Here is a 25,664-nt window from a genome sequence, read left to right as displayed (position 1 = left end):
GCATGCTCCTGTCGGCGTTGCGCGGGCCTGCCGCCACGTCTATAGCTTTGCCCGATTGATCGCCATAGGGAAGGGAACGCCCATGTCCAACGCTGCCTTGGAAACCGCCATCGAAGCCGCATGGGAATCGCGCGATTCCATCACCCCGGCCACCAAGGGCGAGGCCCGCGATGCCGTCGAGGCGACGCTGGCCGCACTCGGCGCCGGCACCCTGCGCGTGGCGGAAAAGCGCGGCGCCGACTGGCATGTGAACCAATGGGCCAAAAAGGCGGTGCTGCTGGGCTTTCGCCTCAAGGACATGGAACTGCAATCCGGCGGCCCGCAAGGCGGCAGCTGGTGGGACAAGGTGGACAGCAAGTTCCTTGGCTGGGGCGAGGCCGAGTTCAAGGCCGCCGGCTTTCGCGCCGTGCCGAACTGCATCGTCCGCAAATCGGCGCATATCGCCAAGGGCGTGGTGCTGATGCCCAGCTTCGTGAACCTTGGCGCCTTTGTCGATGAGGGCACCATGGTCGATACCTGGGCCACCGTCGGTTCCTGCGCGCAGATCGGCAAGAACGTCCATCTGTCGGGCGGCGTCGGCATCGGCGGCGTGCTGGAGCCGATGCAGGCCGGCCCGACCATCATCGAGGACAATTGCTTCATCGGCGCCCGGTCCGAGGTGGTCGAGGGCTGCATCGTGCGCGAAGGCTCGGTTCTGGGCATGGGCGTGTTCATCGGTAAATCGACCAAGATCGTCGATCGGGAAACCGGAGCGGTGATGTATGGCGAGGTTCCGGCGGGGTCGGTCGTGGTGGCGGGGTCGATGCCGTCGAAGAACGGCATCAACCTCTATTGCGCGGTCATCGTGAAAAAGGTCGATGCGCAGACCCGGTCCAAGACCTCGATCAACGAATTGCTGCGCGACTGATACCGCCTTGCCGGGTGCCGGATCTCCGGCGCCCGGTCAGATGCCGATATGACGGCGAAATGGCTCGGCATCGGGTGTCAGCCCGGCGGCCGGCAGGGTCTCGGCGATCTGGCCCTGTGCCATGAACACCACCGTATCGGCGATCGACAGCACCGCCTCCACCCGCTGTTCCACCAGCACGATGGCGACGCCCGCGGCCTTCAGCGTGGTCACGCTGTCGCGGATCAGCCGGATCATCGAGGGTTGCAGCCCCTCGGTCGGCTCATCCAGCAACAGCACCGCCGGTTCCAGACACAGCGCGCGGGCCAGCGCCAGCATCTGCTGTTCGCCCCCGGACAGCGTGCCCGCGGGCTGGTCCAGCCGTTCGCGCAGGCGCGGAAACAGCGTCAGCACCCTTTCGCGCGTGGCGGGGTCATGCGCCCGCACCATCAGCCCGATCTCCAGGTTTTCCGCGACGCTGAGCGGCCCGAACAGCCGCCGCCCCTGTGGCACATAGCCGATGCCGTGGCGCGGCACCTCATGCGCGGGCAGGTCATGCAGGGGCGTGGCATTCAGGTGAATGATGCCGGCATGACGCCGGGTCTGGCCCATGATGCTGCGCAAAAGCGTGGTTTTGCCCGCGCCATTGCGGCCCATGACACAGGTCACGTGGCCGGGTTCGGCCCGCAGATCCACCCCGCGCAGCACGATCTTGTCGCCGTAACCGGCGGTCAGCCCCTCAATCCGCAGCATCGGCGCCCCCCAGATAGGCCGCCTGCACCGCCGCATCGGCGCGGATCGCCGCCGGGCTGCCACTGGCCAGCACCTGCCCGAAATGCAGCACGGTGATACGGTCGGCCAGCGCCATGACCACATCCATGTTATGTTCGATCAGCAGGACGGTCGTGCCCTTCAACCCGCGCACCAGCGTCATGAAATCGTTGATCTCGCCATTCGCAAGGCCCTGCGTGGGTTCATCCAGGATCAGCAGCCGGGGCGCCAGTGCCAGCCCCATCCCGATCTCCAGCAACCGCTGATGCCCGTAGCTGAGCGCACCGGCCTCGGCCTGCAATTCGCCCTCCAGCCCCACGCGCAGGGCGGCCGCCTGCACGGCAGCGGTCAGATCGCGCGGACGGCTGCGCTGCACGGCCAGCGCCAGATTGTCAAAGACCGAAAGCCCGGCATAGATCGAGGTGATCTGGAACGTATAGGCGATGCCGCGCGCGACCCGGGCATGGGCGGGCAGGCGGGTGATATCCTGCCCGTCAAAACGGATGTGCCCGGCATCCGGCGTCAGCCGCCCCGACAGCAGGCTGACCAGCGTGGTCTTGCCCGCGCCATTCGGGCCGATCAGGGCGTGAACCTCGCCCTCCTGCAAGGTGAGATCGACATTATCCACCGCGCGCAACCCGCCAAAGGCGCGCGACAGGCCCTGCGCCTCCAGGATCACGGCAGCCATTTCAGCCCCCTCTGCCGCAGCGTGCCCAGAATGCCCCGGGGCGCAAAGACCACCAGCCCGATCAGCGTGACGCCGATCACCGCCAGCGGGCTGTCGGTCAACCCCGAGGCCGCGTCGATCAGCCAGGCCATCAGCCCGGCGCCCAGAAGCGGCCCCAGCGTGGTGCCGGCACCGCCCAGCAGCACATAAAGCATGGGCAGGATGGAATATTGCGTGGTGCCAAAGCTGGCGCCGACATAGCCGAACAGCACGCCATAGGCCGCCCCCGCGATGCCCGCGCAAAGGCCCGAGATCACCAGCGCCGCCAGTTTCGTCGTGAACGGGTTGTAGCCCAGCATGCGCGAGCGTTCCTCATTCTCGCGCATGGCGATCAGGCTGCGGCCAAAGCGGCTGCTTACCAGCCCCCATTGCGCCAGCAAGACCAGCCCGAACAGCACCAGCGCCACGGCATAGCGCGGCCCGGCCTGCGTCAGATCCAGCCCGAACAGCCGCCGTGCGGCGCCGGGCAGGGGAAAGCCCTCATCCCCGCCGGTAAAGCCCCCGTAATACAGCAGCGCCAGATGAAAGGCCTGCGCGAACATCAGCGTGACGATCATGAAGCTGACCCCGGCGGTGCGCAGCGCCAGCAGCCCGGTCGCCAGCGCCGTGACCCCGCCGGCGGCCAGGCCCAGCAACAACGCCGGCCCCGCCGCGACGCCTTCGCGCATCGCGATGCCGCAGGCCATCATCCCGGCGCAGAAATGCAGCGCATGGCCCAGGCTCAGCAGCCCGGTATAGCCGAAGGCGATGTTATAACCGATGGCAAAGACCGCCATGACCAGCACCCGCGCCATCATGCCGTGATGATAGGGGGGCAGCAGAAACCCCATCGCGGCCAGCGCCGCCAGAACCGCCAGATGCAGGACAAGCGCCTTCATCGTGCCGGTGCCCCGAACAGGCCCTGCGGGCGGAACACCAGCACCAGCGCCACCGCCAGCGTCGCCACGATCTTGGCCAGTGTCGGCGGGTAGAGCATCGACAGGATGCCATCGGCCAGCCCGATGATCAGCGCCGCGATCAGCGTGCCGCGCAGGCTGCCCAGCCCGCCGATGATGACGACGATGAAGCTGAGCAGCAGCGGATCATGCCCCATCAGGTAATGCGCCTGCGAGATCGGCACCACCAGCACCGCGGCCAGCGCCGCCAGCCCCGCCCCAAGCGCGAAGGTGCCGGCATAGACCCGGTCCACATTGATGCCGAAGGCGCGGGCGGTGTTGCGGTCCACCTGCGTCGCGCGCATCACCAGCCCGGCCTTGCTGCGCCGCAGGAACAGCCATACCGCCCCCAGCACCAGCAGCGCCGCCAGCACGACAAACAGCTTGTAGCCCGAATAGCCGAACCACGGGAATTGCAGCCGCAGGCTGAACGGCGCCGCCACTGGCCGCGCATCCGGCCCAAAGAAGCTGAGCGCGCCCTGTTGCAGCAGGTATGACAGGCCGATGGTGGCGACGATGGTCGATTCCGGGTCGTAGTTCAGCCGCTTCAGCAGCGTCGTATCCGTGACCCAGGCCAGCGCGGCCACCAGCGGCGGCGCGATCAGCAAAGCCGCGACAAAGCCCAGCGGCGCCGAGGGTACGGCCTGCGCCACCGCCCAGGCCAGCACGGCGCCCAGCATGTAAAACTCGCCATGCGCGACATTGACGACGCGCATCACCCCGAAGGTCAGGCTCAGGCCCACGGCGGCCAGCGCCAGAACGGCGGCCATCACCGTGCCCTCCAGCGTGGCAAGAAGCAGAAGTGGTCCGGTGCCCATGGTTCCCTCGAAAAGCGGCGGGGGCCTTGGCGGCCCCCGCTTCGGTCAGAAGCTCTGCGTGGTATAATCCACGGCATCGGGATAAAGACCATCCTCGATCGCGGTTGCATGCACGCGGATCAGCTTGCCCCCCTCGACCTTCGAGATGAACTGCTGCCCGAAGACCTGGTGGGTCTTGCCGTTGAAGGTCTTGGTGCCCTGCACATGGTCCAGCCCGGCGTCAAAGCCTGTCATCGCCTCGACCGCCTCGACGAATTTCTGTCGGTCGGCGGTGGATTGATAGCCCGCGGCCTCCATCCCCTGCTTGATGACCGACAGCGTTTCCCAGACCGAGAACATATGCGCATAGGTCGCGACGTCCTTGGCATCCGAGACCGAGGCGCCATTGTCATCGACGCCCACGGCGGCGCGGTATTCGCCTTCCCATGCCGGGGCATCGGCCTGTTTCACGCGGCAATGCCCCTCCCAGAAATGCGTGCCTTCCAGGAATTCCAGCCCCGGCCCGGCCAGATCGACCGCTTCCAGACTGTCGATGAAGCCAAAGATCTGCGGGCGCGCGCCGCTGCCGTAGAATTCGCCCAGTTCTTTCACGAAGGTCAGCACCGCCGGGCCGACCATGACGTGATACAGCACATCCGTATCGGCCGGGATCTGCGGGAAATAGCGGGTGAACGAGGTTTCGGTCGGCGGCACCGCGATCTTGGCCACGATCTGCCCGCCCTGAGCCTCGACTGCGGCGGTAAAGAAATCGCGGTGGTCATGGCCAAAGGCATAGTCGGGGAAGACCATCGTCACCTTCTTGCCCAGGGTCGAGGTGACCCAGGGCGCCATCGAACTGACCTGCGCGCGGACATCGGTGATGCCCGGTTGCAGCGTCCAGCGGTTCAGCATGCCCGAGGCGACGTGATAGCCTTCGGAGCAGACCAGATAGGGCACCTTCAACTCGCCCGCGCGCGGCGCCGAACCGATCACCACATGCGAAAACAGCGGCCCGAAGATCAGGTCGCAGCCATGTTGCGACACCAGCTTGTCCACCACCTCGGCGCCGCGCTTGGGGTCGGTGCCGTCATCCTCGAACACGATTTCGACGGGGCGACCATTGATGCCGCCGGCGGCATTCACCCGGGTCAGCGCGGCCTGAGCGGTGCGTTCATACCAGCGGCCATACGAGGCGCCGATCCCGGTGCGGTGCAACTGGAAGCCCAGCTTGATCGGGGCGGCGCTTTGCGCCATCGCGAAACGCGCGGGCGACAGCGCCAGCGCCGAGCCGGCGGCCAGTCCGGCCAGAACACAGCGGCGGGGAAGATGGGTCATGGTCGTCTCCAATGGGGCCGGCTGGGCCGGGCCGATATTGTTGGTGCGCACATGAATTTATCAATGTTTGCAGATAGTTATGTCACAGCCCCCGGGCGGTTGACAAGAGCCAGAGCCCCAGAACCGTGTAAAGCACCATCAGGATGGTCATCGGCAGATGCGCGCGGGGCGCCGTGCCGGCCGGGGTCAGCCGCTGCGCCAGCACCAGCGCCAGCAGATGCGCGCCCAGGATCAGCGCGAATTGCAGGTTCCAGATCAGGCGCATGGTGGCGGGGTCGGTCAGGAACCCCATGGAGACATAGAACGGCTCCAGCCCCAGCAGCGCATCGCCGCGAAAGAACGGATCGTTCAGCGCCGACAGCGTGTATTGCCCGGCGGTCAGCAGCGTCAGCAGGTAATGCGCGGCGTGATACCCCGCCGCGATGGCCAGAAAGGACAGCAGCACCGCCCCCGCCGGCACCGGCACCCGTCCGAGATGCGCCCCCCAGCGGGCCGCGCCCAGAATGGTGGCGGCGGTCAGCGCCCAGGCGGCCAGCAGGCCGGCGCTATTCACCCCGCGCACGGCGGAACGGCCGGTGAATTCCAGCGGGTTTTCCCCGATCAGGGCCAGCCAGAAAAACGTCTCCATCAGCCCGTCAAAGGTCAGGATCGCCAGAATCAGCGTAAGGAACGCGATCTCTGACCGTGTCAGCGGCGGCAGACCCGGAATCTGCGCGCCGGGCAGGCCGATCAACCGCCGCCCACCTTCGCGCCAGATCGGCGCCAGCCGCGACAGCGCGGTCAGGTAGACGGTCAGGAACTCCCCCCTCGCGAGCCAGTCTTCGCCCTCCAGCACGGCCAGAATGTAGATCACCAGCAGATAGACGGTGATCACCCGCGCCAGCACCAGCGGATCGTCGGGCGACAGCGAGACCAGCATGAACCAGCCAAAGGCCAGCAGCCCCGCCACGGCCGGCCAATGCCCCAGCCGCGCCAGCCCGATACCGCCCTGCCGCCCCAGCATCTGCCGGGTCAGCCGGACGATCCCGGTCCAGGGGTTCAGCCCTTGCCACAGATTGCCCAGCAGCATCGAGGCCAGCGGCAGCGCGACCCAGATCCCGGTCCAGACGATCAGCGTCAGCAGGTTGTGCATCGGATCGCGCGCGCCGGCAAAGCCCAGGAACAGCAGCCCGATCAAGCCCAGCAGCGACAGGTAAGAGGTCAGCATCAGCGGCGGCGTCCAGCGCGCCGTCCACAGCACGCGCGGCGCCAGACCCGCCGGCGCCCCGTGCCGCGCCAGCCAGGCGGTCAGCGCCACCGTCGCGGCGGCGGCGGCCATGTAATAGCCGGTGGGCAGGGTCAGCACGATCGACGGCGGCAGCGCGCAGGCCAGCGCGGGGCCTGCCAGCAGGATCAGCGCGGCAAGGACGGGCAGGCGGTGCATGACAGACCCCCGGGCGTTACGGTTCGCGCCAGATGCGCGCAAGCCGCCCGCGGGATCAAGGCAAAACCGCCAAAAGCCTTGCCAGCCGGGCGGCGCATCGTTTAGGGGCGGATCATGACAGAGCCCGCGCCCTATATCCTGGAAGACCAGTATGGCTATCAGCTGCGCCGCGCGGTGCAGCGCTATCAGGGCATCTTTGCCCGGCTGATCCCCGAAGTGACCACGATGCAATTCGCGGCGCTCGTGCGGCTCGATCAGATGGGCGCGCTGAGCCAGAACCATCTCGGGCGCGAGGCCTCGATGGATGCGGCGACGGTCAAGGGCGTGGTGGGCCGGCTGGAAAAGCTGGGCCATGTGCGCCGCCGCGCCGACCCCGCCGACCGCCGCCGCCTGACGGTCGAAATCACCGAAAGCGGCCGCGATCTGGTGCGGCGGCTTTATGCGCCGGCCGTGACGGCGATGGAACAGGGGCTGGCACCGCTGAACCGGGCCGAACAGGCCACGCTGATGGCGCTTCTGTCGCGCCTGACCTGAGCGCGCACCCGCCACCTGACCATAAGAGTGCTTTACCCGCGCGGGGAGTCGCGCTAGGCGCAAGGGGTATGGCCAATCCGGGGGCAATGGGGTGAGGGTTCTTGCCGCGCTCATGTCGGTGATCCTGATGCTGCTTGCCGGCACCATGTCGCAGGCGCAGGACGTGCTGTTGCGCGTCACCACCCCCAATGGGCAGGAGGTGGCCTTTGACCGCGCCACGCTGGAATCACTGCCGCAGATCAGCTTTGAAACCTCGACCATCTGGACCGAGGGCAAGGTCCGCTTTGCCGGCCCCGCCCTGCTGACGGTGCTGCGCAAGGCCGGTATCACCGCCGGCAAGGTCGAGCTTTGGGCGCTGAACGACTATTTCGCCGATCTGGACCTGGCCGATCTGACCGAGGGCTGGCCCATCATCGCCACCCGCCGCGACGGCGCCCCTTTTGGCGTGCGCGACAACGGCCCGCTCTGGCTGGTCTACCCCTATGACCGGGGGACGGAATTTGCCGACGAAGGCATCTATGCCGCAAGTGTCTGGCAGCTTGTGGCCGTCGTGGGCCTGCCCTGATGGCCGATGAGGCCGGCAGCGGGGCCGCCTCGCCCCTGGCGCGGCGGCTGCGCTGGTTGCAGGATCGGCTCTGGTCGATCACCATCGTCGTGCTGGTGGGGATCGGCGTGCTGATCGCCATCGGCTATACGATCAGCCTGCGGTTGGACGATGCCCGCAGCGCCCAGACCGACAACACGACCTGGCTTGTCGCGCAGACCGAGGTGGAACTGCTGAAGCTGGATATCGTGCTGGGCACGACCCGTCCGCAGGCCGCTCTGACCCCGCTGCGCGAAGCGGTCGACATCTATCTGAGCCGGATCGCGACCGTGGACCGCTATATGGCCCGCGCGCCGGTCCTGGGCGTGTTGCAGGGCGGCGATGACTGGCAGCGCGTGCTGGAGGGGAGCGAGCGGCTGCGTCGGCTGATCGACGTGCCCGATGCGTTGCTGGCGATGAACCTGCCCGCCGCCCGCCATGAAACCGCGGCGCTGCGCCGCCCCATGCGGCAATTCGCGTTGCAGGCGCTGGCGCTTCAGATCGAGGCGGCGACCCGGTCGCGCGAAAGCCTGGCGGATTTGCTTACCGGCAGCGCGCTGGTGGGCATCACGCTGATCCTGCTGTTGCTGAGCACCGCCTGGATGCTGCGGTCGCTGGGCGACCGGCTGCGCCTGCGCCATGCCGAGGCCGCCCGCGCCCGCAGCAATCTGGAAAGCCTGCTGGCCGCGACGGGCGACGGGGTGATCGTGATCGGCCCGGGTGGCCATGTGCGCGGCGTCAACGCGGCGGCGACCCGGCTGTTGGGGCGGCCCGACAGCGCGGTGATCGGCCAACCCGTCGCGCGGCTGCTGGCCCTGCCGGCGGGGGGGCTGCGGGAAGGCGCGCTCGATCCTGCCGGGATGGGCATCGACGCCCCCGACGAACGGCGGGTGGAGGTGGGCGTGCTGCTGCCCGACGGCACCGAACGCCCGACCGAACTGGTCATCGCCGCCGGTCAGGATACCGACGGCGCGCCGCTGCGCTTTCTGTTCCTGCAAGACGTGTCAGAGCAGCGCCGGCACGAAACCTCGTTGCGTGCCGCGCGCGATGCCGCCGTGCAGGCGGCAGAGGCCAAGACCCGCTTCCTTGCCATGATGAGCCACGAAATGCGCACGCCCCTGAACGGGGTGATCGCCGCGCTGGATATCCTGATGCGCACCGCAAGGCCCAACCGCAAGCAGCAACGCTTTCTGGAAATCGCCGAACGCGCGGCGGCATCGGCGCTGGATCAGGTGAATGACGTGCTGGAACTCGCCCGGCTGGGCGACGATTCGGTGCTGGAAGCCGCGACCGATTTCGACATGGCCGCGCTGCTGCGCGATCTGGCGGAGGAGATGGCGCCGCTGGCCGCCCGCCATGGCAACAGCATCACGGTCGAGGCGCCCGATCTGGCGGGGGTCTGGCTGCACGGGCCGCGCCGCAGCCTGAAACGGGTGTTGACCAATCTGGTGGGCAATGCCGCCAAATTCACCCAGAACGGCGCCATTACCCTGCGTGCGGGACTTGCCGGCGGGGCGCGCGACCAGATGCTGACGGTCGAGGTCGTTGATACCGGCGCCGGCATCGCCGCCGATCGGCTGGAGACGATCTTTGATCCGTTCGAGCGGCTGGAAACCGGCTATGACCGCGCGACCGAGGGCACCGGCCTGGGCCTTGGCATCGCGCGCCGCATGGTCGAACGGATGGGGGGCACGCTGGGCGTTTCCAGCGCGCCGGGGCAGGGCAGCGTGTTTCGCTTTGCTGTGCCGCTGCCGCCCGGCACCCCCGTCGCCCCGGGTGACCGCGCGCCGCTGCCCGATGAGGGGGTGCTGCCCGCGCAGGAAATCCTGATCGTCGAGGACAACCCGACCAACCGGCTGGTCCTGCGCGAGATGCTGCGCCATCTGGGCCAGAACGTGACCGAAGCCGCCGACGGCGCCGAGGCGGTCGCGCTGGCCCGGCTTTATCCCTTTGACCTGATCCTGATGGATATTTCCATGCCCGGGATGGACGGGCTGACCGCGACCCGTGCCATCCGGGCCGGGGGGCCTCGGGTCAGGCGCGCATCGTCGCCCTGACCGCGCATGGCCTGCCGGAAGAGCTGGAACGTTTCCGCGCCGAGGGGCTGACCGAAATTCTGGCCAAGCCGCTGACCCTTGCCGGGTTGCGGCCGGTGATCGCGGGGCAGGCGGTGCAGAACGGGACCGCGGCCGCCGGGCAAGACATGGACGCGCGCGTGATCGCCGATCTGCGGGCGCTGTTGCCGCTGGCGCAGCGGCGGGCGCTGATCGACCGCCTGCACCAAGAGGGGGCCGCCGCGCTGCATGACGGCGGGCAGTCACCCGAGGCGCAGGCCGAACAGATTCACCGCCTGCGTGGCTCGGCCGCCATGGCGGGCCTTGTCGCCCCCCTGGCGGGGCTGGAGCGGCTGGAGGCCGCGTTGCGCGCCGGCACCCGCCCCGATGCCGCACTGGCCGAGATGCGCGGGATCTGGGCGCGCGCGCTGGCGGAACTACCGGCCCATCTGCTGCCGGAAAGCGCTGTTCCTGCGGGCGATTGGTGCTAGTCTGCCGCCACGCAGGAGGAAGTGGACCGCATGACCGAACCCGAAGCCCTGGCCGCCCCGGTGCGCCTGTTGATCGTGGATGACCACGATCTTGTGCGCGACCTTGTCGCCGCGCATCTGACGGCGCAGGGCGGCTTCAGCGTGGAGACGGTGCCGACCCTGGCCGCCGCCCGCAGCGCGCTGGCGGAAAACGGGCCTTTCGACCTGATCCTGCTGGATTTCGCGCTGCCAGATTCGCGCAGCCTGGCGGAATCGGCCGATCTGGTGCGCGCGCATGGGGGGCGGCCGGTGGTGCTGTTTTCCGGCATGGTCCGGCGCGAGACGGTGAATGACGCGCTGGCCAAGGGCTTTGCCGGCTATATTCCCAAAAGCACGGCCGCGCGCGAACTGGCGGCGGCGCTGCGGCAGATCCTCGATGGCAAGGTCTGGCTGCCGCCCGGCTTTGACCGGCCTACGCGGCTGCCGCCGCCGCTGGACAGCCTGACCCCGCGCGAATTGCAGGTGCTGGGCTGCATCCGCGCCGGGGCGATGAACAAGGAAATCGCCGGCCGCATGGCGATCAGCGAGGTGACGGTCAAGATGCATGTCCGGTCGATCTGCACCAAGCTGCGCGCCCGCAACCGCACCCATGCCGCCATCATCGCGGCCGAGCTTCTGCCCAGCTGATCGCGGGCAGATTGACTCGGGCACGGACGCGCGCTAGATGCGGCGCGGCGCGGGACGTGACCCGCGCGCTCACTCGGTGACCGGGCCCCTCTGGCAGGAAAATCGGCGTTCCTGCGATGTCGGCACTGCGAGGGAAAACGCGCCGATGGATCGACTTTCATGTCCGCCGCGATCACCTGTTGCGCCACTGGTGCGACCCGCCCCTTGACGGGGGCAAGACCATGACAACCGCAATCACCCGTAAACCCCTGTTCGCCTATCTGAAATGGGCGATCATCTCGACCGTGATCGGCCTGCTGCTGGGCGCCTGGCTGGGCTGGGAAGCCACCGGCACGCTGTCGGGCATGTTCACGGTGTTCTTCATCTGCGCCGTGCTGGCGGTGCTGGAGATCTCGCTTTCCTTCGACAATGCCATCGTCAATGCCAACAAGCTCAAGGATATGACGCCGGCCTGGCAGCACCGTTTTCTGACCTGGGGCATCATCATCGCCGTCTTTGGCATGCGCATCGTGTTTCCGCTGCTGATCGTGGTGATCGCCGCCCATGTCGGCCCGATCGACGCGCTGATCATGGCGGCGGCACGGCCGGCGGAATATGCCCGCATCATGCAGGAGGCACATCTGCCGATCGCGGCCTTTGGCGGCACCTTCCTGATGATGGTGGCGCTGAGCTATTTCTTTGACAACGAAAAGGAAATCCACTGGGTCGGCTGGCTGGAACGCCGCATGTCGGAATATGCCAGCGTCAAGGGGGTGGAGATCGCCTTCGTGCTGATCGTGGCGCTGCTGTTCTCGCGCCTGCTGCATGGCGAGGAACGCGACGTGTTTGTCTATTCGGCGATCTACGGCCTGCTGACCTTCCTGCTGGTAGAGGTGCTGGGCGGCTTTCTCGACCGCTCGCAAGAGGCCACGGTGACGGCGGCCAAGGGCGGTCTGGGCGCGTTTCTGTATCTGGAAGTTCTGGATGCCAGCTTTTCCTTTGACGGGGTGATCGGTGCCTTTGCGCTGAGCCAGAACCTGTTTGTCATCGCGATCGGTCTGGGGATCGGGGCGATGTATGTGCGGTCGATGACCATCATGCTGGTCGAACGCGGCACGCTGGCCGAATACCGCTATCTGGAACATGGGGCGTTTTACGCGATCCTGATCCTGTCGGTGATCATGTATGTGCAGACGCTGGTCCATATTCCCGAGGTCATCACGGGCCTGGGCGGCGCGGGGCTGATCGGCATCGCGCTCTGGTCCTCGATCCGGTGGAACAGGGCACATCCGCATCCGGCGGAGTGAAAAAGGGGGGCCGGGCGAAAGCCTGGCCCTTTTTCTTTGCCATCATATTTACAAATTCAAAAATTAATATATGTCTGGTCCGAACAGTCAGAGGACGAGACTCATGCGTATTGCCCTTTCCCTGTCCGCCCTGGTCCTGATGAGTCTCTGGGGTGTGGCCTCCGCTGAAACGCTGGAACTGGCACCGCAAAAGGTGACGGATTGGAAGGCCGTCTATGGCCGGGTCGAGGCGCGTGACCGCATTCCGGCCCGCGCGCGTCTGGGCGGCACGCTGGTCGAACTGACGGTGCAAGAGGGCGATACCGTCGCGGCGGGGCAGCCGCTGGCGCGGATCGTCGATGAAAAGCTGAACTTCCAGCTCGCGTCGCTGCAATCGCAAGAGGCGGCGCTGAAGGCGCAACTGGCCAATGCCGAAACCGACCTCAAGCGCGGCGAGGATCTGCGCCAGCAGGGTGTGACCACCCAGCAGCGGCTGGATGCGCTGCGCACCCAGGTCGATGTGCTGCGCGGGCAACTGGCGGCACTGGTGGCGCAGGCCGATGTGGTCTTGCAGCAGCAGGCCGAAGGCAGCGTGCTGGCGCCGGTGGGCGGCCGGGTGCTGGATGTGCCGGTGGCGCGCGGCGCCGTTCTCATGCCGGGCGAGGCCGTGGCGACACTGGGCGGCGGGGGCACTTTCCTGCGTCTGGCCGTGCCGGAGCGCCACGCCCAGGGGCTGCAAGAGGGCGATCCGATCTTCATCGACGGGGCGCTGGCCGGATCGGCGCAGGACGGCGCAGAGGGGCGCATCGTCAAGGTCTATCCGCTGATCGAGGGGGGCCGCGTGGTCGCCGATGTCGATGTGCCGGGCCTGTCGGACCGTTTCGTGGATGCCCGCGTGCTGGTGCGCCTGCCCTCGGGGCAGCATGACGCGCTGGTGGTGCCGGCCTCTGCCATCGTCACCCGCAACGGGCTGGATTTCGTGGGCGTCGAAACGCCCCAGGGCGTGATGCTGCGCGCCGTGGTGCCGGGTCAGCACATGCCCGACGGGGTGGAGATCCTGACCGGCCTGCAAGCCGGCGACAAGGTGCTGGTGCAGGCGCCCGAGGCTGGGGCCGCCCATGAGTAAGCTGCAAAAACACCCGCTCGGCATCGCTGGCGGCCTGACGCGGGCCTTCATCCGGTCATCGCTGACGCCGCTGTTCATTCTGGCCGCGCTGGCGGCGGGGCTGGTCGCGCTGGTCTCGCTCCCGCGCGAGGAAGAGCCGCAGATCTCGGTCCCCATGGTGGATATCCATGTGCAGGCGCCGGGGCTGAAGGCCGAAGACGCGGTGAAGCTGGTGACCGAACCGATGGAGGTTCTGGTCAAGGGCATCAACGATGTCGAACATGTCTATTCCCAGACCCGCGACGATTACGCGCTGGTCATGGCGCGGTTCGAGGTCGGCACCCGGGCCGAGGATGCGGTGCTGCGGGTGCATGACAAGATCCGCGCCAATATGGACCGGATCCCGGTGGGCGTGCCGGAACCCCTGATCGTGGGGCGCGGCATCGACGATGTGGCGATCCTGAACCTGACGCTTGCGGGCAAGCCGGGCGCCGATATCCTGCCCGCCGATCTGACGCGCATCGCCCGCAGCCTGCAAGCCGAGGTGACCAAGACCGAAAATGTCGGCCTGACCTATATCGTCGGCGAGGCGACCGAGGCGATCCGCATCGCGCCCGACCCCGACAGGCTGGCACTCTATGGCGTGACCTTGCAGGCGCTGGCGGGCAAGGTGCAACAGGCCAATCGCACGCTGAACGCGGGCAAGCTGCGCGACGCGGGGCAAGAGGTCGATCTGGTCGCGGGTCAGACCCTGACCGCGCCCGCCGAGGTGGCGAACCTGCTGCTGACCACCCGCGACGGGCGGCCGGTCTATGTCTCGGACGTGGCCGAGGTCAGCTTTGTGCCCGACACCTCGGATCACATCGTCTCCACCCTGACGCGGGGCGAGACGGGGATCACGCGCACCCCCTCGGTCACGCTGGCCATTGCCAAGCGCGCGGGCGCCAATGCGGTGGTGGTGGCCGAACAGGTGCTGCACCGGGTGGAAAGCCTGCAAGGCCGGCTGATCCCCGATACGGTGGCGCTGACGATCACCCGCGACTACGGCGAGACGGCCAATGAAAAGGCCAATGAACTGCTGTTCCATCTGGGCCTGGCCACGGTGTCGATCATCGCGCTGGTGCTGGTGGCGATCGGCTGGCGCGAAAGCATCGTGGTGGCCATCGTCATTCCGGTGACGATCCTGCTGACGCTGTTTGCGGCCTGGATCATGGGCTACACGCTCAACCGCGTCAGCCTGTTCGCGCTGATCTTTTCCATCGGCATTCTGGTCGATGACGCCATTGTGGTGATCGAGAATATCGCGCGGCACTGGGGCATGAAGGACGGGCGCGACCGGGTGAAGGCCGCCATCGACGCGGTGTCCGAGGTCGGCAACCCCACCATCGTCGCCACGCTGACCGTGGTGGCCGCATTGCTGCCCATGCTGTTCGTCAGCGGGCTGATGGGCCCCTATATGTCGCCCATTCCGGCCAATGCCTCGGCCGCGATGATCTTTTCGTTCTTCGTGGCGGTGATCGTGACGCCCTGGCTCATGGTCAAGATCGCCGGCAAGGCGCCGCTGCACGAGAGCCATGCCGAGGGCCACCGGCCCGGCTGGATGGAACGCGCCTATGCCGGCATCGCCGCGCCGATCCTCGCCAGCAAGCGCCGCAGCCTGACCTTCCTTCTGGTCACGATCGTGCTGTCTTTCGGGTCGCTGTCGCTGCTTTATACCCGCGACGTGACGGTCAAGCTGCTGCCCTTCGACAACAAGTCGGAACTGTCGGTGATGATCGACATGCCCGAAGGATCTTCGACCGAGGCGACCGACCGCGTGGCGCAGGATGTGGGCCGCATCGTCATGGGCCTGCCCGAGGCGATCAGCGTGCAGACCCATGCCGGCACCGCGGCGCCCTTCAACTTCAACGGCTTGGTGCGGCATTACTATCTGCGGCAGGAACCGCAATTGGGCGAGGTGGCGATCAACCTGACGCCCAAGGCCGACCGCGACCGCACCAGCCATGACATCGCGCTGGATCTGCGGGCGCAACTGGCCGCGCTGAGCCTGCCCGAAGGCACCAGCCTCAAGGTGGTGGAACCGCCGCCCGGCCCGCCGGTCATGGCCACGCTGCTGGCCGAGATCTATGGCCCCGATGCCGAAACCCGCCGCGCCGCCGCCGCGCAGGTCGAGGCCGCCTTCCGGCAGGTGCCCTTCATCGTCGATGTGGATAACAGCTTTGGCCAGCAGGCCCGGCGGCTGCGCGCGACGATTTCGTCGGACGATCTGGATTTCTTCGGGGTACAGGAACAGGACGTGTTCGATACGGTCGCCTTGCTCAATTCCGGGCAGGTGGTGGGCTATTCGCATCGCGGCGACGGGCGCTATCCGATCCCGATCACGCTGGAGCGGCCGAAATCGGACCGCGTGCTGGATGAACGTGCGCTGACGACGCCGATCCCGGCCAATGTGCAGCCGGGCGCCCGCGGGGTGGTCGAACTGGGCGATGTGATCCGCATGACCGAGGAAAAGGCCAGCTTCCCGATCTTTCGCCATAATGGCCGCTATGCCGAAATGGTGACGGCCGATCTGGCCGGTGATTTCGAGGCGCCGCTTTACGGCATGCTGGCCGTGGGTGATGCGCTGGAGGGCCAGCCCGGCGCCCCCGCCATCGCGTTGCATGGCCAGCCCGAGGATGAAAGCGGCGTGACGCTGCTGTGGGATGGCGAATGGGAAGTGACCTGGGTCACCTTCCGCGACATGGGCGCGGCCTTTGCCGTGGCGCTTTTGGGGATCTATATCCTCGTGGTCGCGCAATTCGGGTCGTTCAAGCTGCCGCTGGTGATCCTGACGCCGATCCCGCTGACCTTTCTGGGCATCATGACCGGGCATTGGCTGTTCGGCGCGCCCTTCAGCGCCACCTCGATGATCGGCTTCATCGCGCTGGCCGGGATCATCGTGCGCAACTCGATCCTGCTGGTGGATTTCATCCGCCACGAAGGCGCCGTGACGGTGGAGACGCTGATCCATGCCGGCGTGATCCGGTTCAAGCCGATCCTGCTGACGGCAATCGCCGCGATGATCGGCGCCGTGGTGATCCTGGCTGACCCGATCTTTCAGGGCCTCGCCATTTCGCTGCTGTTCGGGTTGCTGACCTCGACCCTGCTGACGGTGCTGGTGATTCCGGCCATCTACCGGGTGTTCCGCACCTGACCAAAGAACCGGCCCGCCGGTCGCGCGGCGGGCCAAAGGAAACCGGCCCGCCGCAAGAGGAGAGCGCAGGGCCTTTCACAGGAGGAAAGACCATGGCGCATGTCGTCGTTCTGGGGGCGGGTCTGGGCGGGGCCATCATGGCCTATGAGCTGAAGGACCAGCTTCGCAAGGAAGACAAGGTGACGGTCGTCACCAAGGATCCGAAATACCATTTCGTGCCCTCGAACCCCTGGATCGCCGTGGGCTGGCGCGACCGCGACGACATCACCGTCGATCTGGCCCCCACCATGGCGCGCAAGGGGATCGACTTCATCCCCGTCGCCGCCGAACGCCTGCATGCCGCGGAAAACCGTATCGAACTGGTGGATGGCCAGTCGGTCAGCTACGATTATCTGGTCATCGCCACCGGCCCGGAACTGGCCTTTGACGAGATCGAGGGCTTTGGCCCGCATGGCGGTTTCACCCAGTCGGTCTGCCATGTCGATCACGCCGAACAGGCGCGCGAGGTGTTTGAAAAGCTGGTCAAGAACCCCGGCCCGGTGATCATCGGCGCGGCGCAGGGCGCAAGCTGCTTTGGCCCGGCCTATGAGTTTCTGTTCATCCTGGAAACCGCGCTGCGCAAGGCCAAGGTGCGCGACCGCGTCCCGATGACCTTTGTCACCTCGGAACCCTATGTCGGGCATCTGGGGCTGGATGGCGTGGGCGATACCAAGGGCCTGCTCGAATCCGAGATGCGCGGCAAGCACATCAAATGGATGACCTCGACCCGGGTGAAACGGGTGGAGGACGGCAAGATGGTGGTGGAGGAGATCGCCGACGATGGCAGCGTGAAGGCCGAAAAGGAACTGCCCTTCGCCTTTTCCATGATGCTGCCCGCGTTTCGCGGCATCAAGCCCGTCTCCGGCATCGAGGGGCTGAGCAATCCGCGCGGCTTTACCATCGTGGACAAGCATCAGCGCAATCCGAAATACCCCAATGTCTTTGCCGTCGGCGTCTGCGTCGCGATCCCGCCCATGGGGCCGACCCCGGTGCCCTGCGGCGTGCCCAAGACCGGCTTCATGATCGAAAGTATGGTGACGGCCACCGCCCATAACATCGGCAATCTGGTGCGCGGCAAGGAACCCGACCGCGTGGGGTCGTGGAACGCCGTCTGCCTCGCCGATTTCGGCGACGGGGGCATCGCCTTTGTCGCGCAGCCGCAGATCCCGCCGCGCAACGTGAACTGGTCGTCTTCGGGCAAATGGGTGCATCTGGCCAAGGTGGGCTTTGAAAAATACTTCATGCGCAAGCTGAAGGCCGGCACCTCGGAACCGTTCTATGAAAGCCTCGCGCTCAAGGTGCTGGGCATCGACAAGCTGAAAGAAACCTCCGAGGGCTGAGGCCCCGGATTTGACAGGAGAAAGCCATGACCCTTGATCGTTCCGTGATGCTGTTCGCCGGCTGCATGGTGCTGCTGAGCGTGGTGCTGACGATGTTCGTGTCGCCGCTGTTCATCTGGTTCACCGTCTTCATCGGTCTGAACCTGATCCAGTCCTCGTTCACCGGCTTTTGCCCGGCGGCCAGCCTGTTCAAGGCGCTTGGCATCCGCGAAGGCTGTGCCTTCAAGTGACGGGATGATCACCGCCCCGCCGCAGGGTGGGGCGGTCAGCCCTGGCCGCCCGTCGCTGCGTGGAACTTGTTTTCACGCGCATCCCCGAACAGGTGGCGGCTTTCCAGATATTCCCGCTGCTGGCGGTAGAATTCCAGCAGGAAATCCCATTCGCGGCTTTCGGGCAGGTCTTCGTCATAGCTGATCCGCTTGCGGATGGTCTGGGCCACCTCGCTGACCCGCTTGCGCGCCTCGGGCGATTTCGGCGGTTCGCGCAGAATCGCCTCCAGGGTCTGCAATTCATAGCGGCCGTAGATATCCAGATGCTCGGCCCGGAATTCATAGCCCCGCGCGGCGGCCTGCGCCGAAAGATCGGGCAACAGCACCGGCCGGGGGTTATCCACCACCACCGTGCCCGCCACCATGTCGCCCAGCCGTTGATTGAGCTTGCTGAACACCGGCACCAGCAGCGTGGCGATCATCCAGGCCGACAGGGCGCCGCCCAGCCAGATATCCATCGTGCTGGCACCGAACAGCGTGGCCAGCGGCAGGAACACCTCCACCTCTTTCATCAGATTGCGCGCGACGATCTGGTGGGGGGTCAGCCGCCGCCCGTCCAGGCTGATGACGCGGATACCGACCATCCGCTTGCCCAGCGTCCGCCCGTTCCAGACCAGTTCCGACAGGATGTAATAGGGCACCCGCATGAAGAACGTGAGCAGGGCGTAAAAGGTGATCAGCCCGTTCCAGGAAAACGCCCCCGTCCAGGTCAGCCCGATGATGGCCAGCAAGACCCCGCCATAGGTGATGAGGATATCCAGCGTCTGTGCCCCGAACCGCGCGCCCGGGGTGGAAAGGCGAAAGGTGATCGGCACGCTTTCCGGCGGGGTATGGCGCAGCAGGCCGCGCGCCTCCCATGCGGGCAGTCCGGTGGGGGCGTAGGTCTTCATGCCCGCGCCTCCCGCCCGGCAAGCGCCAGCCAGGCAAACCACAGTGCGCCGATGCCCCAGCCGACCGCCAGCCGGATCTCGGTCGTCTGCACGATCTGGCGAAAGAACCCCTCCAGCACCGCCGCACAGACCAGCATCAGCCCCGCCAGGATCATCAGCTTCACCGCGTCGCGCCCGCGGCTGCGCAGGGCATCGCGCCGCGTCTCGTCACCCGGCAGCAGCACGGCAAGGCCAAGCTGCGCCCCGCCCGCGCAGGCGATGCAGATCGCGGCGATTTCGGTCACGCCATGGATCGACAGCCAGCCCGCCAGTTCATAGCCCAGCCCCTTGGACGCGAACATCTGCCAAAAGGCGCCCAGCACCAGCCCGTTGTAAAAGGTCAGCACAAAGCTGGGCAGGGTGAGAAAGACGCCAAGCGCAAAGGTCAGGATGGCGATCTGCGTATTGTGCGAAAACAGGAAGGTCGCGAAACTGCCCAGCCCGTCATGATCGCCCGGCCCGCCATCGAACAGCGTGCTGCGCAGATAGGCGGTGCTGGCTTCGGGCGTGCGGCCATCGGCCAGCCCGCCGGGCACGAAGGTGTAGAACCAGCTATGATCGACATCGAACAGCACGGCGCCCAGCACGGCGCCCAGCATCATCGCCAGCGCGCCGATCAGCAGCGCCGGCAGCGACCGCCGCACCGCCTGCGGAATGCCCTGCACCAGCAACCGCCCGATCAGGCCGCGCAGGCTTTCCTGCGGGGCATAGACCACCAGATAGGCCCGGGCGCAAAGCGCATCAAGATAGGTCAGCAGCGCCTTGTCCATCGAGATGGCCCGCGCCACCGACAGCGCGTTCATCGCCTGCCGATAAAGGCTGGCCAGCTCCAGGGCCTCGTCATAGCCAAGGGCGGCGGTGCCGTCGCGTTCGGCCTTGCGCAACAGCACATCCAGCCGCAACCAGCCCGCCTCGCGCTCGGTGCGGAACCGGGCAGAGCGGATCGGATCGACGGCGGGGGCAGGGGCGGGCGCGGCGGGGGTCATATCATCTCCTTCGCCTTGATCTCGATATAACGCGAGATCAGCGCGGCGGTCAGGTCGGTCGGCGTCGCATCGAGGCAATGGATGCCCAGCCGGTTCAGCCGGTCCAGCACCGCCAGCCGTTCCTGCGCGATGCGCGTCGCCGCGATGGCCTGCGCCACGTCATCCATGTCAGACCCGGCCGGCCGGGTCAGCGCCTGCATCGCCGGGTCGCGCAGCGCGACATAGAGCACGACATGCTGGCGCTGCATCACCGCCAGATTTTCCACCAGCAACTCGGCCGAGGTGCTGTCCACGAAATCGGAAAACACCACGACCAGCGACCGCCGCTTCAGCTTGCCGTTCAGCACCGAAAGGCCAAGCGTGTGGTTGGTTTCGGCCTCGTCGCCATGCAGATCGGTGCAGGCCTGCTGGATCTGGCCAAAGGCGGCGCGGCCCGGACGCGGCGGGATATAGGGCTGCGGGCGCGCGCCAAAGCTGTAGAACCCCACATTGTCGCCCGCAAGGCCGCTGGCCCAGGTCAGCGCCAGCGCGGCATGGATCGCGTGATCCAGCTTGGACAGCGCGCCCAGCCTTTCGCCCATCAGATGCCCGCAATCCAGACACAGGACGATCTGGTGATTGCGCTCGACCCGGGTTTCCCGGGCGACCAGCGCATTGACCCGGGCCGAGCGTTTCCAGTCGATGCTGCGCGGATCCATCCCGGGGACAAAATCGCGGAGCTGGTGAAACTCCGACCCTTCGCCGCGCAACTGCATGACATGGGCGCCGTCCAGCAGCGGCAGCATCTGCGCCTGGATCGCGCCGGACAGGATCGGGCCGATATCGGGCAGGACCCGGATCGACAGATCGAGCGGCCAGGTCGGCAGCACCTCGAACAGCCCCAGCCGCGAGGCATAGCGCAGCCAGAGCCGGGTCAGCCGCTGCGCGCCCCGGTCGCGCAGCATCAGCGGCTGGCGCAGCGTGACCGCCCCGGCGCCGGGCGGCAGGGGGGCGGGCTCGGTCGGCACCGGATCAATGCCGGCGTCATGGCCCAGCCGCAGTTCCAGCCGGGGCGGCAGGCGCTTGCCCGTCAGCGTGACATCCAGCGTGACCCGCTGCCCGGCAAAGCCCTGCGCGGGCAGGCTCACCGCGGGGTGCAGCCCGCGCGCGGGAATGCTGAGCGCCAGATCGGCCAGCGCCAGCAGCAAAAGCCCTGCCCAGGGCAAAAGCACCAGCCCGTGATCCTGCGGCCGCAGGATCACCAGCCCCACCGACAGCGCAGCGAGCCCCAGCACCAGTGCCAGCATATGCCGCGACGGGCGCATCAGCGCGGCGCGTCCTGCCGGTTGAGGATCGCGGTCAGCACATCATCGGGGCTGCGACCCTCGATCTCGGCCGTCGGCCCCAGGATCACGCGATGGCGCATGGCCGGCAGGAACAGGGTCTGCACGTCATCGGGCAGCGCATAGGCGCGCCCGTCAAGCGCCGCCCGCGCCCGCACCGCCCCCGCCAGCGCGGCGGCAGCCCGCGTAGAGGCGCCGTGCAGCACCTCGGCATCGGTGCGCGTCGCGCGGACCAGATCGACGATATAGCGCACGATACTGTCATCCAGCCGGATTGCATCGACCAGCGCATGCCCCTGCTGCAACAGGCCGCGATCCATCACCGCGACCAGCGGTGCGCGGCCATCGCCCACCGGCGCGCGGGTGCCGCGCGACAGGATGCCGATTTCGGCCTCGCGATCGGGGAAATCGACCAGCAGCTTGAACAGGAAACGGTCCAGCTGCGCCTCGGGCAGCGGATAGGTGCCGTGCTGTTCGATCGGGTTCTGGGTAGCGATCACAAAGAACTCGGCCCCCAGCGGCCAGGTCGTGCCGTCGATCGTCACCTCGCGTTCGTTCATCGCCTGCAACAGCGCCGACTGGGTCTTGGGCGGGGCGCGGTTGATCTCGTCGGCCAGCAGGATATCGGTGAAGATCGGGCCACGAGTCAGCCGGAACTCGCCGGTCTGGAAGTTGAACAGGTTCACCCCCAGCACATCGCCCGGCATCAGGTCGGGGGTGAATTGCACCCGACCGAAGGCAAGGGTGGACACTTGCGACAGGCATTGCGCCAGCAAGGTCTTGGCGGTGCCCGGCGGCCCTTCCAGCAGGCAATGCCCGCGCGCGAACAGCGACACCAGCAGCATGTCGATCAGGGCATCCTGTCCCTGGATCACCCGGCGAATCTCGTGCCGCAGCGCATCGGCAAGGGTCTGGAACCCCTCCAGCGTCATGGCCGGCGCGGTGGCGACCACCGGGGGCATTTCATCCTGGGACATGGGTCAATCTCTCCAGCAAGCGGCGAAAGGTATCGAGATGCCGGCGCAGATCCTGTGGCGGCAGACGGTGTTCGGGGTCGGTCAGACGGGCGGCGACCGCCTGCAATTCGGCGGTCGCGGCGGCGTCGCGGCGCGCAAGATGGGCAAACAGCCGCGCCCGGCCCTGCGCCCCGGCGCCGGCGGCGCGGCCAAAGGTGGTCTGCGCCAGATCGGACAGGTTGGCCTGCACCAGATCGGCCACCATGCGCGCATCATGCCCGGCGATCCGCAGCAGCCGGGCATTGGTGGCAATCGCGGCGGTCTTCGACTGCTCGGGCGTGTCCAGTGTTGCCGGCCGCGCCGGGCCAAAGCGCAGGCTGCCGCGCCAGAAGGCGATGCCCAGCACGATCAGCAGCATCGCCCAAAGCGCGGTAAAGGGCGGCGCGAAGAACCGCGCGAGGTCAAGCGCGTCGCGGTCATAGGCGCGCCGCTCGTCATCATAATCATACCAGGTGACGAGGTTCTCGCCCTCGGTGTCGATATAGATGCGGCGCTCGGCGGCGGGCAGGGGCGCGGCACGCATGTTCTTTTCGCCGTCATCGGCGGCGCCCGACAGGCGCCGGATCAGCGCGACCGCGAGGGTGGCATTCTCGCCCAGCGTCAGCCCGTGATTGTTCAACAGATCCGGATCCGACAGCACGAAACTGTCAAAGCCGCTTTGCGGCCAGCGACAGCGCGCCAGCAGCACCCCCGCATCGACCGCCAGTTCCGGCTTGCAGATATCGGGCAGGCGCGCGGCGTCGAACAATTGCGGCTCGAACAGGGTAAGCGTGGCGCGGACGCCGGGCGCCAGCTCCAGCGGGGCCTGCCACATGCCATGGATATCGCGACGCAGGCGCAGACTGCCCACCCCCAGCTGGCCGGTCAGGCGCGCCAGCCCGGCCTTGGGGATCAGCACGCTTTCATGCGCGATTTCGCTGGTGACCGTGCCCGCCACCCATTTGGGCAGCATGATCAGCGTCGGCATGCCGTAATGGCGCGCGGCCACATCCGACAGCGTCACATCGCGCAGGGTGGTGGCGTAAAACGCCTGACGCTGTGTGGCGGGTTCGCGCGCCTCTTGCGCCAGATCGGTGTCGTATAGCGGCAGGATGCGCAGCGACAGTTCCTCGATATCGGGGCGGATGCGGGGGTTCGACCGCTCGACCTCCAGCCCCGATGCGCGCAGCACCGGCGCCAGCAGATCGACCCCGATGACCGAGGCGTTCAGCCGCCCCTCCTCTGACGGGCGCAGCAGCACCAGCCCCGCCAGCCCGCCCAGAACCAGGACCGCTACAAGGATCAGCGGCACGCGGTCACGCATGCGCCGCCCCCTGCTTCAGCAAGATCCCCCGCCCGAGATCGAGCGCGTCGGCAAAGCCCGGTTCCGTCACCGGATGCCCGCCATAATGGGCCAGCTCTGCCGCCTCCAGGATGCGGCGCAGCGCGGGTCTTTGCCGCCAGGGGGACGGCACACGACGAAAGGCCGTGCGTTCCGTATCGGCGCGGGCCAGCCTTGTATCGGTCTCGCCTGCGGCGGCCAGCAGGCAATGCCGCAACAGCAGCACCAGCGCCGCGCTCCGGTCGGGCATGGCGGCGATCCGTTCCAGCAAGGCGCGGGGGTCGCCCGCCTGATCTTCGGCGCTGATGTTCCAGGCCTCGGGCGCGGCTGTCTTTTGGCGCGGGGTTTCGGGCGCGCGGCGCAGCAACATCCCCGCCCCGCCAAAGCGCAACCACAAGAGCAGCGCCACCAGCAGCACCAGCACGACAACCAGCGTGGAACCCCGCCCCATCACCGGACGCAGTCCCGCCGGATCGGCGCGGCTTTCCGGGCGCGCGACCTCGGTCCAGCCAGTGGACAGATCGCCTGTGATCCGGGTCGCATAGGTCATTTCGGCATGAATGCCCTGGCGCGCGGCAAGATCCGCCGCCGCCTGTCCCGCGGCACTGCGGGCGGGCGTCACCGTCTCATCCAGTCTCGCGCGCTCCTGCCCGCGGGCGGCGGGCGTCAGAAGCGCAAGCCCGACGAGGATCGCCGGGCCCGCAAGGCTTCGCCGCATCAGGCGAAGATATCGGCGCGGCCCATCGGCTTCAGCGGATCGGGGCCAAAGCGGTTGTCGCCATCGGTGCCCTTCAGGCAGAAGATCACCAGCATGGCGATCGAGGCGAGGAAGCCCACAAAGGGGATGAAGCTCGCCGCGATGAAGCCCAGATACCACCAGCCCGACATGTTGCGGTCATGCAGCCGGCGCACGCCCACGGCGATCGTGGGGATCAGAATCGCCAGATAGAAGATCCCGAGCAGGCCGAAGAAGATGAAGGACAGGGTCGAAGGCTCGCCCGTGCTGAAATCCATCGTCATCATGGCGGGGATCATCAGCACGAAGACCGCAAGAAAGGTGAACAGCGCGAACCACCAATATTCGGAACGCGCGGCCCGCCCCGAGAATGTCGCATATTTCCGAACAAGAACCGTTTGAATCGCTTGGGAGAATCCCATTTTTTCGAACTCCTGAAGATCGCTACGGATTGAATCTAGCGCCCGTTACACCCCGCGCGCAACCCCAATGCGAAAGCCGAAGATCAGGCGCAGGTTCAGGCGGTATCCTGCGCCGATTCTCCTTGCCCTCGGGGCTGGCGTTCTGGTTCCCGCGTGGTTGGGCTGCCTGGATGCTGATCATAGGCTCAATGAAACAAGGGAGATTTGTTGTTTGGTGAAGAAAAAGCGTTTGGGGAGTGATTTTTGGCTTGCGGGTTTTGTTGGGTGGGTCTAGAAGCCGCTTCACCGCAGCGGTTGAGGCTGAAGCGGGACTGGAGATGAGGTTGGCGGCGCGCCAAGTAAGAGGCGCGGTGCTGGTTTTTGTTCTTCGGGTGCTCTTTGACATTGATGGAAATGAAGGGATATGCGGGCGGTTTGGTCGTTTTCGACGGCGGACGTTTGCATATCGGCTCACTAGCTTCGGCGATGATGTGAGTGTCAGCTTCACGTTTGTGGGTCTTGTTCCTGAGGGGACTTGGC

The 25,664-nt window shown here is 66.9% G+C and carries 25 protein-coding genes; 11 read left to right on the top strand and 14 right to left on the bottom strand.

What is annotated here, in order from left to right; all coding sequences use genetic code 11:
- Positions 1–82: 82 nt before the first annotated feature.
- Positions 83–907, top strand: a complete 825-nt coding sequence (gene dapD / locus FOA17_RS10820) for a 2,3,4,5-tetrahydropyridine-2,6-dicarboxylate N-succinyltransferase (RefSeq protein WP_149141509.1) — start codon at positions 83–85, stop codon at positions 905–907.
- Positions 908–943: 36 nt separating this feature from the next.
- Here the strand turns inward: dapD and FOA17_RS10815 are convergent, their stop codons facing one another.
- From FOA17_RS10815 to FOA17_RS10790, 6 genes are all read right to left on the bottom strand, one after another.
- Entirely contained in the window at positions 944–1,639 is a 696-nt protein-coding gene (locus FOA17_RS10815) for an ABC transporter ATP-binding protein (RefSeq protein WP_149141508.1), read from the bottom strand.
- Entirely contained in the window at positions 1,626–2,345 is a 720-nt protein-coding gene (locus FOA17_RS10810; RefSeq protein ID WP_149141507.1) for an ABC transporter ATP-binding protein, read from the bottom strand. Before FOA17_RS10810 ends, FOA17_RS10815 begins: the two co-directional genes overlap by 14 nt.
- The gene (locus tag FOA17_RS10805; RefSeq protein WP_149141506.1) at positions 2,333–3,262 is read right to left on the bottom strand and encodes a branched-chain amino acid ABC transporter permease; all 930 of its coding nucleotides are present in this window, start codon (positions 3,260–3,262) and stop codon (positions 2,333–2,335) included. Before FOA17_RS10805 ends, FOA17_RS10810 begins: the two co-directional genes overlap by 13 nt.
- Positions 3,259–4,137, bottom strand: a complete 879-nt coding sequence (locus FOA17_RS10800) for a branched-chain amino acid ABC transporter permease (RefSeq protein ID WP_149141505.1) — start codon at positions 4,135–4,137, stop codon at positions 3,259–3,261. The genes FOA17_RS10805 and FOA17_RS10800 overlap by 4 nt, the downstream gene beginning before the upstream one ends.
- A 45-nt stretch (positions 4,138–4,182) precedes the next feature.
- Positions 4,183–5,451 carry an ABC transporter substrate-binding protein gene (locus FOA17_RS10795; RefSeq protein ID WP_149141504.1) on the bottom strand — a complete coding sequence of 423 codons (1,269 nt, stop codon included), beginning with the start codon at positions 5,449–5,451 and terminating at the stop codon, positions 4,183–4,185.
- An 82-nt stretch (positions 5,452–5,533) separates the two neighbouring features.
- Positions 5,534–6,874: a hypothetical protein gene (locus FOA17_RS10790; RefSeq protein WP_149141503.1), complete on the bottom strand. Its 1,341-nt coding sequence runs from the start codon at positions 6,872–6,874 to the stop codon at positions 5,534–5,536.
- Positions 6,875–6,988: 114 nt separating this feature from the next.
- Between FOA17_RS10790 and FOA17_RS10785 the strand changes: the two genes are divergently transcribed.
- The 10 genes from FOA17_RS10785 (at position 6,989) to FOA17_RS10740 (ending at position 18,374) form a co-directional block, all read left to right on the top strand.
- Entirely contained in the window at positions 6,989–7,408 is a 420-nt protein-coding gene (locus FOA17_RS10785; protein WP_149141502.1) for a MarR family winged helix-turn-helix transcriptional regulator, read from the top strand.
- A 91-nt stretch (positions 7,409–7,499) separates the two neighbouring features.
- On the top strand, positions 7,500–7,973 hold the full coding sequence (locus tag FOA17_RS10780; RefSeq protein WP_162528232.1) for a putative pterin-binding protein: 474 nt from the start codon (positions 7,500–7,502) through the stop codon (positions 7,971–7,973).
- Entirely contained in the window at positions 7,973–10,048 is a 2,076-nt protein-coding gene (locus FOA17_RS10775; protein WP_149141500.1) for a hybrid sensor histidine kinase/response regulator, read from the top strand. The genes FOA17_RS10780 and FOA17_RS10775 overlap by 1 nt, the downstream gene beginning before the upstream one ends.
- Before the next feature lie 95 nt (positions 10,049–10,143).
- Positions 10,144–10,536 (top strand): hypothetical protein, encoded by a 393-nt coding sequence (locus FOA17_RS10770; RefSeq protein ID WP_203232310.1) that lies wholly within the window; start codon positions 10,144–10,146, stop codon positions 10,534–10,536.
- Between the two features lie 30 nt (positions 10,537–10,566).
- Entirely contained in the window at positions 10,567–11,202 is a 636-nt protein-coding gene (locus FOA17_RS10765) for a response regulator transcription factor (protein WP_149141498.1), read from the top strand.
- Positions 11,203–11,423: 221 nt separating this feature from the next.
- Positions 11,424–12,488 carry a DUF475 domain-containing protein gene (locus FOA17_RS10760; protein WP_149141497.1) on the top strand — a complete coding sequence of 355 codons (1,065 nt, stop codon included), beginning with the start codon at positions 11,424–11,426 and terminating at the stop codon, positions 12,486–12,488.
- 121 nt (positions 12,489–12,609) lie between these two features.
- Positions 12,610–13,593, top strand: coding sequence for an efflux RND transporter periplasmic adaptor subunit (locus FOA17_RS10755; protein ID WP_420841710.1), 984 nt, complete (start codon positions 12,610–12,612; stop codon positions 13,591–13,593).
- The gene (locus FOA17_RS10750) at positions 13,586–16,765 is read left to right on the top strand and encodes an efflux RND transporter permease subunit (protein ID WP_149141495.1); all 3,180 of its coding nucleotides are present in this window, start codon (positions 13,586–13,588) and stop codon (positions 16,763–16,765) included. Before FOA17_RS10755 ends, FOA17_RS10750 begins: the two co-directional genes overlap by 8 nt.
- Positions 16,766–16,857: 92 nt before the next feature.
- Positions 16,858–18,144, top strand: coding sequence for an NAD(P)/FAD-dependent oxidoreductase (locus FOA17_RS10745; protein ID WP_149141494.1), 1,287 nt, complete (start codon positions 16,858–16,860; stop codon positions 18,142–18,144).
- 26 nt (positions 18,145–18,170) lie between these two features.
- Positions 18,171–18,374: a YgaP family membrane protein gene (locus FOA17_RS10740; RefSeq protein WP_149141493.1), complete on the top strand. Its 204-nt coding sequence runs from the start codon at positions 18,171–18,173 to the stop codon at positions 18,372–18,374.
- 35 nt (positions 18,375–18,409) lie between these two features.
- Here the strand turns inward: FOA17_RS10740 and FOA17_RS10735 are convergent, their stop codons facing one another.
- The 8 genes from FOA17_RS10735 to FOA17_RS19900 form a co-directional block, all read right to left on the bottom strand.
- The gene (locus FOA17_RS10735; RefSeq protein ID WP_149141492.1) at positions 18,410–19,303 is read right to left on the bottom strand and encodes an RDD family protein; all 894 of its coding nucleotides are present in this window, start codon (positions 19,301–19,303) and stop codon (positions 18,410–18,412) included.
- Complete coding sequence (locus FOA17_RS10730) at positions 19,300–20,328, bottom strand: stage II sporulation protein M (protein ID WP_149141491.1); 1,029 nt, start codon at positions 20,326–20,328, stop codon at positions 19,300–19,302. Before FOA17_RS10730 ends, FOA17_RS10735 begins: the two co-directional genes overlap by 4 nt.
- Positions 20,325–21,632, bottom strand: coding sequence for a DUF58 domain-containing protein (locus tag FOA17_RS10725; protein WP_149141490.1), 1,308 nt, complete (start codon positions 21,630–21,632; stop codon positions 20,325–20,327). Before FOA17_RS10725 ends, FOA17_RS10730 begins: the two co-directional genes overlap by 4 nt.
- Positions 21,632–22,627: an AAA family ATPase gene (locus FOA17_RS10720; protein WP_238991791.1), complete on the bottom strand. Its 996-nt coding sequence runs from the start codon at positions 22,625–22,627 to the stop codon at positions 21,632–21,634. The genes FOA17_RS10725 and FOA17_RS10720 overlap by 1 nt, the downstream gene beginning before the upstream one ends.
- Complete coding sequence (locus FOA17_RS10715; protein ID WP_149141489.1) at positions 22,614–23,969, bottom strand: hypothetical protein; 1,356 nt, start codon at positions 23,967–23,969, stop codon at positions 22,614–22,616. The genes FOA17_RS10720 and FOA17_RS10715 overlap by 14 nt, the downstream gene beginning before the upstream one ends.
- The gene (locus FOA17_RS10710; RefSeq protein WP_149141488.1) at positions 23,962–24,705 is read right to left on the bottom strand and encodes a hypothetical protein; all 744 of its coding nucleotides are present in this window, start codon (positions 24,703–24,705) and stop codon (positions 23,962–23,964) included. Before FOA17_RS10710 ends, FOA17_RS10715 begins: the two co-directional genes overlap by 8 nt.
- Positions 24,705–25,145, bottom strand: coding sequence for a DUF805 domain-containing protein (locus FOA17_RS10705; protein ID WP_149141487.1), 441 nt, complete (start codon positions 25,143–25,145; stop codon positions 24,705–24,707). The genes FOA17_RS10710 and FOA17_RS10705 overlap by 1 nt, the downstream gene beginning before the upstream one ends.
- A 185-nt stretch (positions 25,146–25,330) precedes the next feature.
- The coding region (locus FOA17_RS19900) for a hypothetical protein (RefSeq protein ID WP_203232309.1) at positions 25,331–25,664 on the bottom strand (334 nt) is incomplete at its 5' end.

The organism is Gemmobacter caeruleus (assembly GCF_008271655.1).
In the GTDB taxonomy this organism is placed as follows: domain Bacteria; phylum Pseudomonadota; class Alphaproteobacteria; order Rhodobacterales; family Rhodobacteraceae; genus Gemmobacter; species Gemmobacter caeruleus.
The sequence above is the reverse complement of the archived record's forward strand: the minus strand, read 5'-3'. Positions and strand labels throughout refer to the sequence as shown.